This window comes from Buttiauxella sp. B2 (assembly GCF_006376615.1).
Classification (GTDB): Bacteria; Pseudomonadota; Gammaproteobacteria; order Enterobacterales; family Enterobacteriaceae; genus Buttiauxella.
Window position 1 is genome coordinate 78,612 of record NZ_VEXQ01000009.1, and the last position, 19,304, is coordinate 97,915.

Below are 19,304 nucleotides of genomic sequence, written 5' to 3' on the forward strand. Positions count from 1 at the left end.
AGTGCAAAGTAAACGATGACCCTCAGTGAACTCCAGGGTAAAATACAGGTCAATTTGGAATCCGTTACTGTCCTGGTGTTTTACGCCGGGTCAGTTTTATTTTGCTTAGTGCCAGGGGTTTGCCTTCTTTTTATGCAAACCAGGCTCTGGATTCAGAAGTGCCATCAGGCAGTTCTGAACAGGAAAGTTTTGAAGAGGTATAACAATGCAACCTATTCCGATGACCCTACGTGGCGCAGAAAGATTACGTGAAGAGCTGGATTTCCTGAAGTCTGTGCGTCGCCCTCAAATTATTGCCGCGATTGCTGACGCTCGTGAACACGGCGATTTAAAAGAAAACGCTGAGTACCATGCTGCACGTGAGCAACAGGGCTTTTGCGAAGGCCGTATTCAGGATATCGAAGCTAAGCTGTCTAACGCTCAGGTTATCGATATTGCAAAAATACCGAATAATGGTCGTGTCATTTTTGGCGCAAGTGTGACGGTTTTGAATCTGGATAGCGATGAAGAGCAGACTTATCGTATTGTTGGCGATGATGAAGCTGATTTTAAACAGAATCTTATTTCGGTGAATTCACCGATTGCTCGTGGCCTTGTGGGTAAAGAGCAGGATGACGTCGTTGTTATCCGCACGCCGGGTGGCGATGTAGAGTTTGAAATCGTAAAAGTGGAATATTTATAATACCTGCTACGCTTTTTTATGGCGTGGCGTATTGTAAAGAAAGGAAAAAGGCCGCATTGCGGCCTTTTATCAACTAACAGAGCGTGGCATTTTGCACACTCTCTGCTTATTTTGGCAGAGAAACTTTGCGCTCTTTAGTCGGGCGATAGAGCACCAGCGTTTTACCGATAACCTGTACATTACAGGCGCCGGTTTCACGCACGATGGCATCCACGATCAAGGTTTTAGTTTCGCGATCTTCTGTTGCGATTTTCACCTTGATTAACTCATGATGTTCAAGCGCTAGCTCAATCTCGGCCAGCACCCCTTCGGTCAAACCGTTGTTGCCAAGCATAACTACTGGCTTGAGCGGATGAGCAAGGCCTTTCAGGTGCTGTTTTTGTTTAGTACTCAGATTCATCGTATTTTTTGCTTACGTTGGGATTGAAAACGGTTCATTCTACCGCCATATCTCTCGTATCGCCAATCGGCTGTGCTGATAACTCTACAGCCTGCTACTCACGATGAACAAAGTTGGAAATTGAGATGACAGGTAAAAAGCGTTCTGCCAGCTCTAGTCGCTGGCTGCAGGAACACTTTAGCGATAAATATGTAATTCAGGCGCAGAAAAAAGGGTTGCGTTCCCGTGCCTGGTTTAAACTTGATGAAATACAGCAAAGTGACAAACTTTTTAAGCCAGGAATGACAATTGTCGATCTTGGTGCTGCTCCCGGGGGCTGGTCACAATATGTGGTGACTCAAATCGGGAATCAGGGGCGAATCATTGCTTGCGATCTTTTACCAATGGATCCTATCGTTGGTGTTGACTTTCTTCAGGGTGATTTTCGTGATGAATTAGTCGTGAAAGCTCTGTTGGATCGTGTTGGTGACAGTAAAGTTCAGGTTGTCATGTCAGATATGGCTCCAAATATGAGCGGGACACCGGCAGTAGATATTCCTCGGTCTATGTATTTAGTAGAACTGGCACTGGAAATGTGTCGTGATGTTCTTGCACCGGGCGGTAGTTTTTTAGTGAAAGTGTTTCAGGGCGAAGGTTTCGATGAATACCTGCGAGAAATTCGCTCCCTGTTTACGACTGTTAAAGTTCGTAAACCGGACTCTTCTCGTGCCCGCTCACGTGAAGTGTACATTGTAGCGACAGGGCGAAAACTATAGTACCCTGACGCTGTTTGTTAACACAGTTGTAATATGAGGTTAATCCCTTGAGTGACATGGCGAAAAACCTAATACTCTGGCTGGTCATCGCGGTTGTGCTGATGTCTGTGTTCCAGAGCTTTGGGCCCAGCGAGTCTAATGGCCGTAGGGTGGATTATTCCACTTTCCTGTCTGAAGTAAATCAGGACCAGGTACGTGAAGCTCGTATCAACGGACGTGAAATCAACGTTACCAAGAAAGATAGTAACCGATACACGACTTACATCCCCGTTAACGATCCTAAGCTGCTTGATAATCTGCTGACCAAAAATGTGAAAGTAGTAGGCGAACCGCCTGAAGAGCCAAGTTTGTTGGCTTCTATTTTCATTTCTTGGTTCCCAATGCTATTGCTGATTGGTGTTTGGATCTTCTTTATGCGTCAAATGCAGGGCGGTGGTGGTAAAGGTGCCATGTCGTTCGGCAAGAGTAAGGCGCGTATGTTGACCGAAGACCAAATTAAAACCACTTTTGCCGACGTTGCAGGTTGTGACGAAGCAAAAGATGAGGTTGCTGAGCTGGTTGAGTACCTTCGCGAACCAAGCCGTTTCCAGAAACTCGGTGGTAAGATTCCGAAGGGCGTGCTGATGGTTGGCCCTCCGGGTACCGGTAAAACCTTGCTGGCGAAAGCCATTGCGGGTGAAGCGAAAGTGCCATTCTTTACTATTTCCGGTTCTGACTTCGTAGAAATGTTCGTGGGCGTGGGCGCATCCCGTGTTCGTGATATGTTCGAACAAGCTAAGAAAGCGGCTCCATGTATCATCTTCATTGATGAAATTGACGCCGTAGGCCGTCAACGTGGTGCAGGTTTAGGTGGTGGTCACGATGAACGTGAACAGACTCTAAATCAGATGCTGGTTGAAATGGATGGTTTCGAAGGTAACGAAGGTATCATCGTTATTGCAGCGACTAACCGTCCAGACGTGCTTGACCCAGCGTTGCTGCGTCCAGGTCGTTTTGACCGTCAGGTTGTTGTTGGTCTGCCAGATGTACGTGGCCGTGAGCAAATCCTGAAAGTGCATATGCGCCGTGTGCCGTTGTCTCCAGATATCGACGCAGCAATTATTGCTCGTGGTACTCCAGGCTTCTCCGGTGCTGACCTTGCAAACCTGGTCAACGAAGCGGCTCTGTTTGCTGCCCGCGGCAACAAACGTGTGGTTTCGATGGTTGAATTCGAAAAAGCGAAAGACAAAATCATGATGGGTGCGGAACGTCGCTCCATGGTGATGACAGAAGCGCAAAAAGAATCCACCGCATACCACGAAGCAGGACATGCGATTATTGGTCGCCTGGTGCCTGAGCACGATCCGGTACATAAAGTAACGATTATCCCGCGCGGTCGTGCGCTGGGTGTAACTTTCTTCCTGCCGGAAGGTGATGCGATCAGTGCAAGTCGTCAGAAACTGGAAAGTCAGATTTCTACGCTGTACGGTGGTCGACTGGCTGAAGAGCTTATTTATGGTGCTGAGCATGTTTCTACCGGTGCGTCTAACGACATTAAAGTAGCAACATCTATTGCCCGTAACATGGTTACCCAATGGGGCTTCTCTGAAAAACTCGGTCCGTTGCTGTATGCGGAAGAGGAAGGCGAAGTATTCCTGGGTCGTTCCGTGGCGAAAGCAAAACATATGTCCGATGAAACAGCACGTATCATCGATCAGGAAGTTAAGCTGTTGATTGAGCGCAACTATGCTCGTGCGCGCCAGCTACTGAATGAAAATATGGATATTCTCCACACCATGAAAGACGCGTTGATGAAGTATGAAACCATCGATGCGCCACAGATTGATGATCTGATGAATCGCCGTGATGTGCGTCCACCTGCAGGTTGGGAGGAATCAAATAACGGTAACAACAATTCTGACAACAATGGTACACCTCGTGCACCGCGTCCGGTTGATGAACCGAATACGCCTAATCCTGGTAACACTATGTCAGAGCAGTTGGGCGACAAATAAGTCGTATCTGCCAGATGTTAATGCAGTAATCTATAAAACCCTGGGCTTGTCCCGGGGTTTTTGTTTTTTGTTTTAACCATAGTTAAATCAAGGGAGTATCGATGAAACTCACAGCCCAGGGTAGCACGCTTGATCTTTCACATCCTCATATCATGGGGATTTTGAATGTCACGCCAGACTCTTTTTCCGACGGTGGACAGCACAACTCGTTAGTTGAGGCCGTTAAACACGCTAACGCGATGATCAACGCCGGTGCGACGATTATCGATATTGGTGGTGAGTCAACGCGCCCTGGGGCGGCTGAGGTGAGTGTCGAGGGCGAGTTGTCACGCGTGATACCCGTCGTAGAAGCTATTGCACAACGCTTTGAAGTATGGATATCTGTAGATACTTCGAAACCTGAAGTTATTCGCGAATCGGCGCGTGTAGGCGCTCATATCATCAACGATATTCGTTCGCTGCAAGCGCCTGGCGCTCTTGAGGCTGCTGCGGAAACAGGTTTACCTGTTTGCCTGATGCACATGCAGGGTGAACCAAAGAATATGCAGCATGCACCTCATTACACAGATGTGTTTTCTGATGTAAATCGCTTTTTTATCGACCAAATAGCTCGTTGCGAAGCGGCGGGTATCGCAAAAGAAAAATTGTTACTCGACCCAGGCTTCGGTTTCGGTAAAAATCTCACCCATAATTACCAACTTTTAGCCCGACTTTCCGAATTCCACCATTTTGGTTTACCGTTATTGGTGGGAATGTCGCGTAAATCAATGGTTGGCCAACTGCTAAACGTCGGACCGGATCAACGTCTTAGCGGTAGCCTTGCATGCGCAGTGATCTCTGCAATGCAGGGGGCTAGTATCATTAGAGTTCACGATGTGAAAGAGTCAGTCGAAGCGATGCGCGTGGTGGAAGCCACACTTTCAGCGAAGGAAAAAAAACGCTATGAGTAACCGTAAATATTTTGGCACAGATGGCATTCGCGGTCGTGTAGGCGATTCCCCTATTACTCCTGATTTTGTACTTAAGCTTGGCTGGGCTGCGGGAAAAGTATTAGCGCGCCATGGCTCGCGTAAAATTATTATCGGCAAAGATACCCGTATCTCTGGCTATATGCTGGAGTCTGCGTTGGAAGCTGGTCTGGCTGCGGCAGGATTGTCAGCATCATTTACCGGCCCTATGCCAACGCCCGCTGTTGCTTATCTGACTCGAGCTTTCCGCGCTGAAGCCGGGATCGTTATTTCTGCATCGCATAACCCATTTTATGATAACGGGATTAAATTCTTCTCCATTGACGGTACAAAATTGCCAGATGACGTTGAAGAAGCTATCGAAGCAGAAATGGAAAAAGAAATTACCTGTGTAGATTCTGCTGAGTTGGGTAAAGCTAGCCGCATTGTTGATGCTGCTGGCCGCTATATCGAATTTTGCAAAGGCACATTCCCTAACGAATTAAGCCTCAACGGCCTTAAAATTGTCGTTGATTGTGCCAATGGTGCGACTTACCACATTGCGCCAAATGTGCTGCGCGAATTGGGCGCTACGGTTATTCCGGTAGGTTGTGAACCAAATGGCGTCAACATCAATGAAAAATGTGGTGCAACTGACGTACGAATGCTTCAGGAGCGCGTGCTAGCCGAAAAAGCTGACATTGGTATTGCTCTTGATGGGGATGGTGACCGCGTGATCATGGTGGATAATCTGGGCCATAAAGTTGATGGCGACCAAATTCTTTACATCATCGCCCGCGAAGGCCTTCGGCAGGGCCAATTGCGCGGTGGTGCTGTTGGCACGCTGATGAGCAACATGGGTCTGGAGCTGGCATTGAAACAGCTGGGTATTCCTTTTGTTCGTGCAAAAGTGGGTGACCGTTATGTGTTGGAAAAACTTCAGGAAAAAGGCTGGAGAATTGGCGCTGAGAACTCAGGACATGTAATTCTGTTGGATAAAACTACCACAGGTGACGGTATAGTCGCAGGGTTGCAAGTACTTACTGCAATGGTGCGTAACCACATGAGCTTGCATGATTTGTGCAGCGGAATGAAATTATTCCCGCAGATTCTGGTTAATGTGCGTTTTACAGCAGGTAGCGGTGATCCACTGGAACACGATACTGTGAAAAAAGTGACCGCAGAAGTGGAAGAAGCTCTGGGTAACCGTGGGCGTGTGCTGCTGCGCAAATCAGGGACAGAACCTTTAATCCGTGTGATGGTTGAAGGCGAAGATGAAGCACTGGTCATTGAATATGCCAATCGTATTGCTGATGCAGTAAAGGCAGTTTAAAACATCACCTTGGTGATAGCGTGAAAAGGCGGCATCTACCGCCTTTTTTATAAACAAAATGCAATGTATTGCTGTTTTTTTCCGCAGTCAGCGAAATGTGAATAAATTGCCCTTGCGCCTCTCCCTGGCTTTGGTTAGTATTCTCACCCGCTTCAGTGGGTAAACTTAAACGTATCCGCTTGACTGGTTTGAAGCTTTGGTATGCGGTAAAACCGCAAGGAACAGGTTGATTATGTACGAAGCTCTTTTAGTTGTTTTCCTTATTGTAGCCTTGGGCCTTGTAGGTCTTATCATGCTGCAGCAAGGTAAAGGCGCTGATATGGGAGCCTCCTTCGGAGCAGGCGCTTCCGCTACGCTGTTTGGTTCAAATGGTTCAGGTAATTTCATGACCCGTATGACCGCTGTGTTAGCAACGCTGTTCTTTATCATCAGCCTGGTACTGGGTAACCTCAATACCAACAAAACCGATAAAGGAAGTGTGTGGGATAATTTAACTCAGCCAACAAAAACTGAGTCACAGCCAGCGGCACTTACCAAGCCGAGCAGCGATATCCCGCAGTAATAAGCAGTAAGCTTCTGTGCGGTAAGATTTGATTGCCGTACGCAAAGTGCCGAGGTGGTGGAATTGGTAGACACGCTACCTTGAGGTGGTAGTGCCCGATTGGGCTTACGGGTTCAAGTCCCGTCCTCGGTACCAAAATTCCTGCAATTCTTGCATTTAATGCAATTCTGGCGTAGTATTTGCCACGTTTTCGGACGCGGGGTGGAGCAGCCTGGTAGCTCGTCGGGCTCATAACCCGAAGGTCGTCGGTTCAAATCCGGCCCCCGCAACCACTTTCCCTGAGAGTTCTTTTTCAAATATACTGTGAACACCAATTGGTGCCTCGCGAAGAATTTAGAAAAAAATTCTCCTGGATGGTGTCCGGGCCGCTATTGCGGTGTACAGGGTTCAGTTATATAAAGCCCCGATTTATCGGGGTTTTTTGTTATCTGACTTCAGAATAACTGGGCTATATGCCCTTTTTTTATGTCTTGGGGGTGGGCTTGTCCACATTAGAGCAAAAATTAACAGAGATGATTTCAGCACCGGTCGAGGCGCTGGGCTATGAATTGGTAGGAATCGAATTTGTTCGGGGTCGCCAATCCACGCTGCGCATCTATATTGATAGTGAAGATGGCATCAATGTTGATGATTGTGCTGATGTCAGTCACCAGGTAAGTGCAGTACTGGATGTCGAAGACCCTATCACTGTGGCTTACAACCTGGAAGTTTCCTCACCAGGCCTTGATCGCCCAATGTTCAATGCAGAGCATTACGTTCGCTTTACCGGCGAAGAAGTGAGCATTGTGTTGCGAATGGCTGTGCAAAACCGTCGTAAATGGCAGGGTATTATTAAAGCCGTAGAAGGTGAGATGATCACGGTTACGGTGGAAGGCAAAGATGAAGTGTTCGCGCTGAGCAACATCCAGAAAGCGAACCTGGTACCCCACTTTTAATAGTTTGGATTGAGGTGAAAACCCAGGATGAACAAAGAAATTTTGGCTGTTGTTGAAGCAGTTTCCAACGAAAAATCATTGCCACGCGAGAAGATTTTCGAAGCGCTGGAAAGTGCACTGGCAACAGCGACGAAGAAAAAATACGAGCAAGAGATTGATGTGCGTGTCAGCATCGATCGTAAAAGTGGTGACTTTGATACTTTCCGCCGTTGGGTCATTGTAGAAGAAGTTACCCAACCAACGCGTGAAATCACCCTTGATGCGGCTCAATTCGAAGATCCTGAGCTGAATGTTGGTGGATATGTCGAAGACCAGATCGAATCTGTGACCTTCGACCGTATCACCACGCAAACCGCAAAACAGGTTATCGTACAAAAAGTACGTGAAGCTGAGCGCGCAATGGTTGTTGACCAATTCCGCGAACACGAAGGTGAGATAATCACGGGTGTTGTGAAGAAAGTTAACCGCGATAACATCTCTTTGGATCTCGGTAGCAACGCTGAAGCTGTTATTCTTCGTGAAGATATGTTACCGCGTGAAAACTTCCGCCCAGGTGACCGTATCCGCGGTGTGCTTTATGCTGTGCGTCCGGAAGCTCGTGGTGCTCAACTGTTTGTTAGCCGTTCCAAACCTGAAATGTTGATCGAACTGTTCCGCATTGAAGTGCCGGAAATTGGCGAAGAAGTTATTGAAATTAAAGCCGCTGCGCGTGATCCTGGTTCTCGTGCGAAAATCGCCGTGAAAACCAATGATAAGCGTATCGACCCAGTAGGGGCTTGTGTTGGCATGCGTGGTGCGCGTGTTCAGGCAGTTTCTACTGAACTGGCTGGCGAACGTATTGATATTGTGTTGTGGGACGATAACCCTGCACAGTTTGTTATCAATGCTATGGCTCCAGCAGACGTGGCTTCCATTGTTGTTGATGAAGACAAACATACAATGGATATCGCGGTAGAGGCAGGCAATCTGGCACAAGCTATCGGTCGTAACGGTCAGAACGTACGTCTGGCTGCACAACTGAGTGGCTGGGAACTCAACGTAATGACTGTTGATGACCTGCAAGCCAAGCATCAGGCTGAAGCTCATGCGGCCATTGATACCTTTACCAAATACCTCGAAATCGACGAGGATTTTGCCACTGTATTGGTAGAAGAAGGTTTCTCCACTCTCGAAGAATTGGCTTATGTGCCAATGAAAGAGCTGTTGGAAATTGATGGCCTTGATGAAGATACAGTGGAAGCATTACGTGATCGCGCCAAAAACGCCCTCACCACACTGGCATTGGCGCAAGAGGAAAGTCTGGGCGATAACAAACCTAAAGAGGATCTGCTAAACCTCGAAGGTATGGATCGCAATCTGGCCTTTAAACTCGCTTCACGCGGTGTGAGCTCGCTAGAAGATTTGGCTGAGCAAGGTGTCGATGATTTGTCAGATATTGAAGGTTTAACTAACGAGAAGGCCGGCGAATTGATCATGGCCGCTCGCAATATCTGCTGGTTTGGCGACGAAGCGTAATAAACTGTAGCAGGAAGGAACAGCATGACAGATGTAACCGTAAAAGCGCTGGCCGCAGAGATTCAGACCTCCGTGGACCGCCTGGTACAGCAATTTGCTGATGCAGGGATCCCTAAGGCTGCTGATGATTCTGTCTCGGCCCAGGAAAAACAGACATTGCTGACGCACCTGAACCGTGAACATGGTTCTGCGCCAGATAAGTTGACATTACAGCGCAAAACGCGCAGTACTTTAAACATTCCAGGTACCGGTGGGAAAAGTAAATCGGTACAAATCGAAGTCCGCAAGAAGCGCACCTTTGTGAAACGTGATCCGCAAGAGACCGAACGTCTTGCCGCGGAAGAACAGGCGCAGCGTGAAGCGGAAGAGCAAGCCCAACGTGAGGCGCAGGAAGCTGCCAAACGTGAGGCGCAAGAAAAAGCTAAGCGTGATGCTGAAGATAAAGCTAAGCGCGAAGCCGCTGATAAAGCGAAACGTGAAGCTGCGGAAAAAGACAAAGTGAGCAATCAAGACGATATGACGAAAAGCGCCCAGGCCGACAAAGCCCGCCGCGAAGCTGACGCTGCAGAACTTAAGCGTAAAGCGGAAGAAGAAGCCCGTCGCAAATTAGAAGAAGACGCCCGCCGTGTAGCTGAGGAAGCCCGTAAAATGGCTGAAGCTAACGTTGGTGTATGGACGGAAGAAGAGAAAGTGGAAGATGATAAAACTGATTACCACGTGACCACTTCTCAACATGCCCGCCAGGCAGAAGACGAAAACGACCGTCAGGTAGAAGCTGGACGTACTCGTGCTCGTACTACTGCAACTAAAGCTCCACGCCAGAAGAAAGGCGGAAAACACGGCGAGTCTAAAGCTGACCGTGAAGAAGCTCGTGCTGCGGTACGTGGTGGTAAAGGTAAGCGTAAGCCTAGTTCACTGCAACAAGGCTTCAACAAGCCTGTTCAGGCAGTTAATCGTGACGTCGTAATCGGCGAAACTGTTACTGTTGCAGAATTGGCAAACAAAATGGCGGTTAAAGGCTCTCAGGTCATCAAAGCGATGATGAAGATGGGCGCTATGGCTACCATTAATCAGGTCATCGATCAGGAAACTGCTCAGATGGTTGCTGAAGAAATGGGCCACAAAGTTATCCTGCGTCGTGAGAACGAGCTAGAAGAAGCGCTGATGAGCGACCGTGACACTGATGCAGTGGCTGAGTCACGCGCACCGGTTGTTACCATCATGGGTCACGTTGACCACGGTAAAACCTCTCTGCTCGACTACATTCGTTCTACTAAAGTGGCGTCTGGCGAAGCGGGTGGTATTACCCAGCACATCGGTGCATACCACGTAGAAACCGACAACGGCATGATCACCTTCCTGGATACCCCAGGCCACGCAGCGTTTACGTCTATGCGTGCTCGTGGTGCTCAGGCAACGGATATTGTTGTTCTGGTTGTTGCTGCAGACGATGGCGTAATGCCACAAACTATCGAAGCAATCCAGCACGCGAAAGCGGCGCAGGTACCGGTAGTTGTTGCAGTGAACAAAATTGATAAGCCAGAAGCTGATCCAGACCGCGTTAAGCAGGAACTGTCTCAGTACGGCATCATGCCAGAAGAGTGGGGTGGCGAAAGCCAGTTCGTACACGTATCTGCAAAAGCGGGTACAGGTATCGACGAACTGCTGGATGCAATCCTGCTGCAAGCTGAAGTTCTTGAACTCAAAGCAATGCGTGATGGTATGGCGAGCGGCGTAGTTATCGAATCCTTCCTGGATAAAGGTCGTGGTCCGGTAGCAACTGTTCTGGTTCGTGAAGGTTCTCTGAACAAAGGCGATATCGTTCTTTGTGGCTTTGAATATGGCCGTGTTCGTGCAATGCGTGACGAAATGGGTCGTGAAGTTGCAGAAGCTGGTCCGTCGATTCCTGTTGAAATCTTGGGTCTGTCTGGTGTGCCAGCAGCTGGTGATGAAGTAACAGTTGTTCGTGACGAGAAAAAAGCTCGCGAAGTTGCTCTGTATCGTCAGGGTAAATTCCGTGAAGTTAAACTGGCTCGCCAGCAGAAATCTAAACTGGAAAACATGTTCGCCAACATGACCGAAGGCGAAGTGTCTGAAGTGAACATCGTGCTGAAAGCCGACGTTCAGGGTTCTGTTGAAGCGATCTGCGAATCCCTGCTGAAACTGTCTACTGATGAAGTTAAAGTTAAAATCATCGGTTCTGGTGTTGGCGGTATCACTGAGACTGACGCAACGCTTGCTGCAGCTTCTAACGCTATCCTCGTTGGCTTTAACGTACGTGCTGATGCATCTGCTCGTCGCGTAATTGAATCCGAAAGCCTGGATCTGCGTTACTACTCCGTCATTTATCATCTGATTGACGAAGTTAAAGCAGCAATGAGCGGTATGCTGTCTCCGGAACTGAAACAACAGATCCTCGGCTTGGCCGAAGTTCGCGATGTGTTCAAATCACCGAAGTTTGGTGCGATCGCAGGTTGTATGGTTACCGAAGGTGTGGTCAAACGTCACAACCCAATCCGCGTACTGCGCGACAACGTTGTTATCTATGAAGGCGAGCTGGAATCCCTGCGCCGCTTCAAAGATGATGCTAACGAAGTTCGTAACGGTATGGAATGTGGTATCGGCGTGAAGAACTACAACGATGTGCGTGTTGGTGATGTTATCGAAGTCTTCGAAATCATCGAAATCCAGCGTACCATCGCCTGATATCAGCCGAGCGTTTAGCTAATATCTTTAAGGGGGGCCGAGCGCCCCCCGATTTGTATGGAGAATTTATTATGGCGAAAGAATTTGGTCGCCCACAGCGTGTTTCTCAGGAATTGCAGAAAGAAATCGCAATCATCCTGCAGCGCGAAATTAAAGACCCGCGTTTGGGCATGATGACCACTGTTTCTGGTGTCGAAGTGTCACGCGATCTGGCTTATGCCAAAGTTTTTGTCACGTTCCTGAACGATAAAGACGAACAAGCAGTGAAAGAAGGCATCAAGGTTTTACAGGATGCATCTGGCTACATTCGTTCTTTGTTGGGCAAAGCGATGCGTCTGCGTATCGTGCCTGAATTGACCTTCTTCTACGATAACTCGTTGGTTGAAGGGATGCGCATGTCGAATCTGGTTTCTAACGTCATCAGAAACGATGATGAGCGTCGTGTAAACGATACGGATGACAGCAAGGAGGATTAATGAGTCGTCCTCGTCGTCGTGGTCGTGATATTCACGGAGTGCTGTTGTTAGATAAACCTCAGGGTTTGTCTTCGAACGATGCGTTGCAAAAAGTTAAGCGAATTTATAATGCTAACCGTGCCGGTCATACCGGAGCGCTTGACCCGCTTGCAACCGGAATGCTGCCGATTTGCCTTGGTGAAGCGACGAAATTCTCGCGTTACCTGCTGGACTCCGATAAACGTTACCGTGTAATTGCCCGCCTTGGGCAGCGTACTGACACTTCTGATGCCGATGGCACCGTTGTGCAGGAGCGTCCGGTGACCTTTACCGAACAAGAGCTGGCTGCGGCATTGGACAGTTTCCGTGGTGAAACCCAGCAAGTTCCATCGATGTACTCCGCACTGAAATATCAAGGCAAACCGCTCTATGAGTATGCACGCCAGGGTATCGAAGTGCCGCGTGAAGCACGATCTATCACGGTTTACGAGCTTGTATTTATTCGCCATGAAGGCAATGAGTTGGAACTGGAAATTCACTGTTCTAAAGGAACGTACATCCGAACTATCACCGATGACTTAGGTGAAAAACTTGGTTGTGGAGCCCATGTGACTTTCCTGCGCCGTCTTGCAGTGAGCAAGTATCCCGTAGAACGCATGGTAACGCTTGAGCAATTGAATACATTAGTTGAACAAGCGCAAATGCAAGAAATTGATCCATCCGTGCTGCTAGACACGCTATTGATGCCAATGGATAGTCCTGCTTCGGACTTCCCAATCGTGAATTTATTACCTGCTGTTGCGGGTTACTTCAAGAATGGGCAGCCGGTGCAAGTCTCTGGTAGCCCAACAGAAGGGCTCGTCCGCGTCACCGAAGGTGATGAAGGTAAATTTATCGGCATGGCTGAAATTGATGATGATGGACGCGTTGCGCCTCGTCGTCTGGTTGTAGAGTATCCCGTCTGACACTTGTAGTTGCCTTGCGATAACAGGTTGCTACAGGTAAAATGGCGCGGCTTAACATTCAAACTCCTGTTTAACAGTTGTGTGAATGTGCACTGGAGTTGCTGAATTAGAGATCGGCACTCTATCTTTTTATCTATAATTCTGGAGTTGAAAATGTCTCTAAGCGTTGAAGCTAAAGCTAAAATCGTTTCTGAGTTTGGTCGTGGTACTAACGACAGCGGTTCTACCGAAGTTCAGGTTGCACTGCTGACTGCACAGATTAACCACCTGCAAGGTCACTTTGCAGAACACAAAAAAGATCACCACAGCCGTCGTGGTCTGCTGCGTATGGTTTCTCAGCGTCGTAAACTGCTCGACTACCTGAAGCGTAAAGATGTAGCACGTTACACCAGCCTGATCGAGCGTCTGGGTCTGCGTCGCTAAGTCTTGCGAGTTTCAGAAAAAGGGGCCTTTTAAGGCCCCTTTTTTCAACCAGATGGCAGCAATTCTATGGAAACTAATGTATTGTTGCAGTGTGTGATCTTTGTTGCAGAGGTTCGCGCGGCTAATGAGAGGCTTTATCCGCAGGGGCGGGTCAGGGTTGTCATTAGTCGCGAGGATGCGATAGAGATCGGGTTAAAAGGAGCAAGTGCAATCACCTGCTACCAAAGATTATTAAGGATATTATTTTGCTAACTCCGATTGTCCGTAAATTCCAATACGGTCAGCATACGGTCACTATCGAGACCGGTATGATGGCTCGCCAGGCTACCGCAGCAGTAATGGTAAGCATGGATGACACTGCAGTATTTGTGACTGTAGTAGGTCAGAAAAAAGCTAAAGCAGGTCAAGACTTCTTCCCTCTGACGGTTAACTATCAGGAGCGTACTTACGCTGCTGGTCGTATCCCGGGTAGCTTCTTCCGTCGTGAAGGCCGTCCAAGCGAAGGCGAAACACTGATCGCGCGTTTGATTGACCGTCCAGTGCGTCCGCTGTTCCCGGAAGGTTTTGTTAACGAAGTTCAGGTTATCGCGACCGTTGTTTCCGTGAACCCACAAGTTCACCCGGACATCGTTGCAATGATCGGTGCATCTGCTGCTCTGAGCCTGTCTGGTATTCCATTCAATGGCCCAATTGGTTGTGCTCGTGTCGGCTTTATCAATGACCAGTACGTTCTGAACCCAACTTCTGACGAACTGAAAACCAGCAAATTGGACCTGATTGTTGCCGGTACCGAAGGTGCTGTGCTGATGGTTGAATCCGAAGCTGAATTGCTGAGCGAAGACCAGATGCTGGGCGCGGTAGTATTCGGCCACGAACAACAGCAAGTTGTTATCCAGAACATCAACTCTCTGGTTGCTGAAGCCGGCAAACCACGTTGGGACTGGCAGCCAGAAGCCGCTAACGAAGCGCTAAACGCGCGAGTTGCTGCTCTTGCTGAATCCCGCCTGAGCGATGCTTACCGTATTACTGATAAGCAAGAACGCTACGCACAAGTCGACATCATCAAATCTGACGTTATCGCTGCACTGTCAGCAGAAGACGAAACGATTGATGCTGGCGAAGTAAGCGATATTCTGCACGCTATCGAGAAAAACGTTGTTCGTAGCCGTATTCTGGCTGGTGAGCTGCGTATCGATGGTCGCGAAAAAGACATGATCCGTGGTTTGGATGTGCGTACTGGCGTTCTGCCACGTACTCACGGTTCTGCACTGTTCACCCGTGGTGAAACTCAGGCGCTGGTAACTGCGACCCTGGGCACCGCACGTGATGCACAGAATCTGGACGAGTTGATGGGCGAACGTACCGACAACTTCCTGTTCCACTACAACTTCCCTCCGTACTGCGTAGGCGAAACCGGCATGGTCGGTTCACCGAAGCGTCGTGAGATTGGTCATGGTCGTTTGGCTAAGCGTGGCGTACTGGCTGTTATGCCTGAAGCCGATCGCTTCCCGTACACCGTGCGTGTTGTGTCTGAAATCACCGAATCTAACGGTTCTTCTTCCATGGCTTCCGTATGTGGTGCTTCACTGGCACTGATGGATGCAGGCGTGCCAATCAAAGCCGCTGTAGCCGGTATTGCGATGGGTCTGGTTAAAGAAGGCGAAAACTTTGTTGTTCTGTCTGACATTCTGGGTGATGAAGACCACCTGGGCGACATGGACTTTAAAGTTGCCGGCAGCCGTGAAGGTATCTCTGCACTGCAGATGGATATCAAAATAGAAGGTATCACCCGCGAAATCATGCAGGTGGCTCTGAACCAGGCTAAAGGTGCGCGTCTGCATATCCTTGGCGTGATGGAACAGGCTATCAACGCTCCGCGTGGCGATATCTCTCAGTTCGCTCCACGTATTCACACAATCAAAATCAACCCAGACAAGATCAAAGACGTGATCGGTAAGGGTGGTTCTGTGATTCGTGCGCTGACCGAAGAAACCGGCACTACTATTGAAATCGAAGACGACGGTACAGTTAAAATCGCTGCGACCGATGGTGAGAAAGCGAAATTTGCCATTCGTCGTATCGAAGAGATCACTGCTGAAATCGAAGTGGGCCGTATCTATCAGGGTAAAGTGACCCGTATCGTAGATTTCGGTGCATTTGTTGCTATCGGTGGCGGTAAAGAAGGTCTGGTACATATCTCTCAAATCGCTGACAAGCGCGTAGAGAAAGTGACTGACTACCTGCAGATGGGTCAAGAAGTTCCAGTTAAAGTACTGGAAGTTGACCGCCAGGGCCGTGTTCGTTTAAGCATCAAAGAAGCAACCGAGCAGTCTCCAGCAGAAAACGCAGCACCTGCTGCACCAGAAGCTGAGTAAGATTACGCGATACCGATTAAGCTCTCCATGCTTCCATGGAGAGCTGTTTATTACGGGGCAGGGAGTCTCGTTTTAGAGCCGGTGGACAGGACGTCATCCATTTGTTGTCTTCGGGAGTGGGAAATGAAGCCTTTTTTGCGCTGGTGTTTCGTTGCGACAGCTCTAACGCTGGCAGGATGCAGCAACTCCTCCTGGCGTGAACGTGAAGTCCTGGCGGTGCCATTGCAGCCAACTTTGCAGCAAGAAGTCATTCTTGCACGCATGGAACAGATACTTGCCAGTAGGGCTTTAACCGATGATGAACGCGCACAGCTTTTATATGAGCGCGGAGTGTTGTATGATAGCCTCGGCTTGCGGGCTCTAGCGCGAAATGATTTTTCACAAGCGTTGGCAATCCGCCCCGATATGCCTGAAGTATTCAATTACTTAGGTATATATTTAACGCAGGCAGGCAATTTTGATGCTGCCTATGAAGCGTTTGATTCTGTACTTGAGCTTGATCCAACTTACAACTATGCGCATTTAAATCGCGGTATCGCCCTCTACTACGGTGGTCGTTATCGTTTAGCGCAAGATGATCTGCTAGCGTTTTATCAAGACGATCCCAATGATCCTTTCCGTAGTCTGTGGCTCTACATTGCAGAAAGCAATTTAGATGCAAAGCAGGCTAAAGTAGCGTTACAACAGCGCTTCGACAGATCGGATAAAGAGCAATGGGGATGGAACATTGTCGAGTTCTACCTGGGGAACATTAGCGAAAAAACGTTAATGGAACGCCTCGAGGCGGACGCAACGGATAACACCTCGCTCGCTGAGCATCTCAGTGAAACCAACTTCTATTTAGGTAAGTACTACCTAAGTCTGGGGGAAAAGGACAGCGCCACAGCACTGTTCAAGTTAGCGGTCGCTAACAACGTACACAACTACGTTGAGCATCGTTATGCATTGTTGGAATTAGCGCTCTTGGGCCAGGAGCAAGATGACCTGGCAGAATCGGACCAGCAATAGCTGACGAACATCGATCAGCCCATAAACTTTATTATTAAAGTCATCACCTTAACGGGTGAGGGCGTTTTTGTTCGTTAATCAACCAAATTTGAGCCGGTTCACACTTTTCAATGAAAATTGCAGGTCAATTTCACGATGAGTTATGTAGACTGGCCGCCATCTACGAGGCACATGTACTACATGACTGATATCATCGAGACTACTACTATCGAAACTACTTTTTCTGATCTGGGTCTTAACGACTCCATCCTTAAAGCCCTGAACGATCTGGGTTATGAAAAACCATCTCCAATCCAGGCAGAGTGTATTCCACAACTGCTGGCCGGCCGCGATGTACTGGGTATGGCCCAGACTGGTAGCGGCAAAACTGCAGCGTTCTCTTTACCGTTGCTGCACAACCTTGATCCAGAGCTGAAAGCACCACAAATCCTGGTGCTGGCACCTACCCGCGAACTGGCGGTTCAGGTTGCTGAAGCCATGACGGATTTCTCTAAACATATGCACGGCGTAAACGTTGTGGCCCTTTACGGTGGCCAGCGTTATGACGTGCAGCTGCGCGCCCTGCGTCAGGGACCACAAATTGTTGTTGGTACCCCAGGCCGCCTGCTTGATCACTTAAAACGCGGTACGCTGAATCTGTCCAGCCTGAAAGGTCTGGTACTGGATGAAGCTGATGAAATGTTGCGTATGGGCTTCATCGAAGACGTTGAAACCATCATGGCGCAGATCCCAGAAGGTCATCAGACCGCTCTGTTCTCTGCAACTATGCCAGAAGCGATTCGTCGTATTACCCGTCGCTTCATGAAAGATCCACAGGAAGTTCGCATCCAATCTAGCGTGACGACTCGTCCGGACATCAGCCAGAGCTACTGGACTGTGCACGGTATGCGTAAAAACGAAGCGCTGGTCCGTTTCCTTGAGTCTGAAGATTTTGATGCGGCGATCATCTTCGTTCGTACCAAAAACGCAACTCTGGAAGTGGCTGAAGCCCTTGAGCAAAGCGGCTACAACAGCGCAGCGCTGAACGGCGACATGAACCAGGCTCTGCGTGAGCAGACTCTGGAACGTCTGAAAGACGGTCGTCTGGACATCCTGATTGCAACCGACGTTGCAGCTCGTGGCCTGGACGTTGAGCGTATCAGCCTGGTTGTTAACTACGACATCCCGATGGATTCTGAGTCTTACGTTCACCGTATCGGTCGTACCGGTCGTGCGGGTCGTGCTGGCCGTGCTCTGCTGTTTGTTGAGAACCGCGAGCGTCGTCTGCTGCGCAACATCGAACGCACCATGAAGCTGACTATTCCTGAAGTAGAACTGCCAAACCGTGAACTGCTGAGTGAGCGTCGTCTGGCTAAGTTCGCCGCTAAAGTTCAGCAACAACTGGATAGCAGCGATCTGGATCTGTACCGTGGCCTGTTGGCGAAAATCCAGCCTTCTGCTGAAGAAGAAATGGATATCGAAACTCTGGCTGCAGCACTGCTGAAAATGGCACAGGGTGAACGTCCTCTGATCTTGCCACCAGATGCACCAATGCGTCCTAAGCGTGAATTCCGTGAACGTGATGAGCGTTTCGAGCGTAGCGACCGTGCACCACGTGGCGATCGTGCAGATCGTGCACCACGCGGTGACCGCCCAGAACGTGGCGATCGTCCACAGCGTGATGGCGAAGCTCCAGCTCGTCGCGAACGTCGTGACGTTGGCGATATGGAACTGTACCGCATTGAAGTTGGCCGTGATGATGGTGTTGAAGTTCGTCACATTGTTGGCGCTATCGCTAACGAAGGCGACATCAGCAGCCGTTACATCGGTAACATCAAGCTGTTCGGTACTCACTCTACTATCGAGCTGCCAAAAGGCATGCCAGGTGAAATCCTGCAGCACTTTACCCGCACTCGTATTCTGAACAAACCAATGAATATGCAGTTGATGGGTGATGCACAACCTCGTACTGACCGTGGCGGCGAACGTCGTGGCGGCGGCGCTGGCGGTGCAGGCCGTGCTTTCGGTAACGGTGGTGGTGAGCGTCGTGAAGGCGGCCGCGGTCCACGTCGTGATGGCCCAGCGGGTGCTGGTGCACCACGTAGCTTCAGCGGCGAACGTCGTGAAGGCGGTCGTGGCCCACGTCGTGAAGATGGCGGTGCAGCTCCTGCTCGTCGTCGTACTACCGAAGCTTAATTGACAGAAGCTTACGCCTGCTGATTAACAGCAGACAGTAATAAAAGTCCCAGTTAAACCAACTGGGATTTTTT

Annotated in this window: 17 protein-coding genes and 2 tRNA genes; 18 read left to right on the forward strand and 1 reads right to left on the reverse strand. The window is 49.2% G+C overall.

Annotation, left to right across the window (positions count from 1 at the left end):
• The first annotated feature begins 205 nt into the window (after window positions 1-205).
• Window positions 206-682: a transcription elongation factor GreA gene (gene greA / locus FH968_RS12140; protein ID WP_139879813.1), complete on the forward strand. Its 477-nt coding sequence runs from the start codon at window positions 206-208 to the stop codon at window positions 680-682.
• A 106-nt stretch (window positions 683-788) separates the two neighbouring features.
• Here the strand turns inward: greA and yhbY are convergent, their stop codons facing one another.
• Window positions 789-1,082, reverse strand: coding sequence for a ribosome assembly RNA-binding protein YhbY (gene yhbY, locus FH968_RS12145; RefSeq protein WP_139879815.1), 294 nt, complete (start codon window positions 1,080-1,082; stop codon window positions 789-791).
• A 125-nt stretch (window positions 1,083-1,207) separates the two neighbouring features.
• On the opposite strand from yhbY, the gene rlmE reads away from it, so the two are divergent.
• From rlmE to FH968_RS12230, 17 genes are all read left to right on the forward strand, one after another.
• Entirely contained in the window at window positions 1,208-1,837 is a 630-nt protein-coding gene (rlmE, locus tag FH968_RS12150) for a 23S rRNA (uridine(2552)-2'-O)-methyltransferase RlmE (protein ID WP_139879818.1), read from the forward strand.
• Window positions 1,838-1,893: 56 nt separating this feature from the next.
• The gene (ftsH, locus tag FH968_RS12155) at window positions 1,894-3,831 is read left to right on the forward strand and encodes an ATP-dependent zinc metalloprotease FtsH (protein ID WP_139879820.1); all 1,938 of its coding nucleotides are present in this window, start codon (window positions 1,894-1,896) and stop codon (window positions 3,829-3,831) included.
• 101 nt (window positions 3,832-3,932) lie between these two features.
• Complete coding sequence (folP, locus tag FH968_RS12160; protein ID WP_139879823.1) at window positions 3,933-4,781, forward strand: dihydropteroate synthase; 849 nt, start codon at window positions 3,933-3,935, stop codon at window positions 4,779-4,781.
• On the forward strand, window positions 4,774-6,111 hold the full coding sequence (gene glmM, locus FH968_RS12165; RefSeq protein WP_139879825.1) for a phosphoglucosamine mutase: 1,338 nt from the start codon (window positions 4,774-4,776) through the stop codon (window positions 6,109-6,111). Before folP ends, glmM begins: the two co-directional genes overlap by 8 nt.
• 232 nt (window positions 6,112-6,343) lie before the next feature.
• The gene (gene secG / locus FH968_RS12170) at window positions 6,344-6,673 is read left to right on the forward strand and encodes a preprotein translocase subunit SecG (protein WP_139879827.1); all 330 of its coding nucleotides are present in this window, start codon (window positions 6,344-6,346) and stop codon (window positions 6,671-6,673) included.
• Between the two features lie 48 nt (window positions 6,674-6,721).
• Window positions 6,722-6,808: transfer RNA gene (locus FH968_RS12175), tRNA-Leu, on the forward strand.
• A 60-nt stretch (window positions 6,809-6,868) separates the two neighbouring features.
• Window positions 6,869-6,945, forward strand: a tRNA-Met gene (locus FH968_RS12180).
• Between the two features lie 210 nt (window positions 6,946-7,155).
• Entirely contained in the window at window positions 7,156-7,608 is a 453-nt protein-coding gene (gene rimP / locus FH968_RS12185; RefSeq protein ID WP_139879829.1) for a ribosome maturation factor RimP, read from the forward strand.
• Window positions 7,609-7,635: 27 nt separating this feature from the next.
• Window positions 7,636-9,123, forward strand: coding sequence for a transcription termination factor NusA (nusA, locus tag FH968_RS12190; protein WP_139879831.1), 1,488 nt, complete (start codon window positions 7,636-7,638; stop codon window positions 9,121-9,123).
• A gap of 24 nt (window positions 9,124-9,147) precedes the next feature.
• On the forward strand, window positions 9,148-11,829 hold the full coding sequence (gene infB, locus FH968_RS12195; RefSeq protein WP_139879833.1) for a translation initiation factor IF-2: 2,682 nt from the start codon (window positions 9,148-9,150) through the stop codon (window positions 11,827-11,829).
• Between the two features lie 71 nt (window positions 11,830-11,900).
• The gene (gene rbfA / locus FH968_RS12200; protein WP_034459684.1) at window positions 11,901-12,305 is read left to right on the forward strand and encodes a 30S ribosome-binding factor RbfA; all 405 of its coding nucleotides are present in this window, start codon (window positions 11,901-11,903) and stop codon (window positions 12,303-12,305) included.
• Entirely contained in the window at window positions 12,305-13,249 is a 945-nt protein-coding gene (gene truB, locus FH968_RS12205) for a tRNA pseudouridine(55) synthase TruB (protein ID WP_139879835.1), read from the forward strand. The genes rbfA and truB overlap by 1 nt, the downstream gene beginning before the upstream one ends.
• A 153-nt stretch (window positions 13,250-13,402) precedes the next feature.
• Window positions 13,403-13,672 carry a 30S ribosomal protein S15 gene (gene rpsO, locus FH968_RS12210; RefSeq protein WP_002434239.1) on the forward strand — a complete coding sequence of 90 codons (270 nt, stop codon included), beginning with the start codon at window positions 13,403-13,405 and terminating at the stop codon, window positions 13,670-13,672.
• Between the two features lie 245 nt (window positions 13,673-13,917).
• The gene (gene pnp / locus FH968_RS12215) at window positions 13,918-16,047 is read left to right on the forward strand and encodes a polyribonucleotide nucleotidyltransferase (RefSeq protein ID WP_139879837.1); all 2,130 of its coding nucleotides are present in this window, start codon (window positions 13,918-13,920) and stop codon (window positions 16,045-16,047) included.
• A gap of 123 nt (window positions 16,048-16,170) precedes the next feature.
• A complete protein-coding gene (nlpI, locus tag FH968_RS12220) occupies window positions 16,171-17,055 on the forward strand; it encodes a lipoprotein NlpI (protein WP_139879839.1) in 885 nt (294 codons plus the stop codon).
• A gap of 110 nt (window positions 17,056-17,165) precedes the next feature.
• Window positions 17,166-17,243 (forward strand): protein YrbN, encoded by a 78-nt coding sequence (gene yrbN, locus FH968_RS12225; protein WP_139880003.1) that lies wholly within the window; start codon window positions 17,166-17,168, stop codon window positions 17,241-17,243.
• The gene (locus FH968_RS12230) at window positions 17,236-19,230 is read left to right on the forward strand and encodes a DEAD/DEAH family ATP-dependent RNA helicase (RefSeq protein WP_139879841.1); all 1,995 of its coding nucleotides are present in this window, start codon (window positions 17,236-17,238) and stop codon (window positions 19,228-19,230) included. Before yrbN ends, FH968_RS12230 begins: the two co-directional genes overlap by 8 nt.
• The last annotated feature ends 74 nt before the right edge of the window (window positions 19,231-19,304 follow it).

What these genes read in the sequence shown, in the direction of transcription:
- nusA (WP_139879831.1), top strand. Translation starts at nt 7,636, where the DNA reads ATGAACAAAGAAATTTTGGCTGTTGTTGAAGCAGTTTCCAACGAAAAA.
- rpsO (WP_002434239.1), top strand. Translation starts at nt 13,403, where the DNA reads ATGTCTCTAAGCGTTGAAGCTAAAGCTAAAATCGTTTCTGAGTTTGGT.
- folP (WP_139879823.1), top strand. Translation starts at nt 3,933, where the DNA reads ATGAAACTCACAGCCCAGGGTAGCACGCTTGATCTTTCACATCCTCAT.
- yhbY (WP_139879815.1), bottom strand. Translation starts at nt 1,082, where the DNA reads ATGAATCTGAGTACTAAACAAAAACAGCACCTGAAAGGCCTTGCTCAT.
- rbfA (WP_034459684.1), top strand. Translation starts at nt 11,901, where the DNA reads ATGGCGAAAGAATTTGGTCGCCCACAGCGTGTTTCTCAGGAATTGCAG.
- truB (WP_139879835.1), top strand. Translation starts at nt 12,305, where the DNA reads ATGAGTCGTCCTCGTCGTCGTGGTCGTGATATTCACGGAGTGCTGTTG.
- ftsH (WP_139879820.1), top strand. Translation starts at nt 1,894, where the DNA reads ATGGCGAAAAACCTAATACTCTGGCTGGTCATCGCGGTTGTGCTGATG.
- rlmE (WP_139879818.1), top strand. Translation starts at nt 1,208, where the DNA reads ATGACAGGTAAAAAGCGTTCTGCCAGCTCTAGTCGCTGGCTGCAGGAA.
- secG (WP_139879827.1), top strand. Translation starts at nt 6,344, where the DNA reads ATGTACGAAGCTCTTTTAGTTGTTTTCCTTATTGTAGCCTTGGGCCTT.
- nlpI (WP_139879839.1), top strand. Translation starts at nt 16,171, where the DNA reads ATGAAGCCTTTTTTGCGCTGGTGTTTCGTTGCGACAGCTCTAACGCTG.
- yrbN (WP_139880003.1), top strand. Translation starts at nt 17,166, where the DNA reads ATGAAAATTGCAGGTCAATTTCACGATGAGTTATGTAGACTGGCCGCC.
- FH968_RS12230 (WP_139879841.1), top strand. Translation starts at nt 17,236, where the DNA reads ATGACTGATATCATCGAGACTACTACTATCGAAACTACTTTTTCTGAT.
- greA (WP_139879813.1), top strand. Translation starts at nt 206, where the DNA reads ATGCAACCTATTCCGATGACCCTACGTGGCGCAGAAAGATTACGTGAA.
- glmM (WP_139879825.1), top strand. Translation starts at nt 4,774, where the DNA reads ATGAGTAACCGTAAATATTTTGGCACAGATGGCATTCGCGGTCGTGTA.
- infB (WP_139879833.1), top strand. Translation starts at nt 9,148, where the DNA reads ATGACAGATGTAACCGTAAAAGCGCTGGCCGCAGAGATTCAGACCTCC.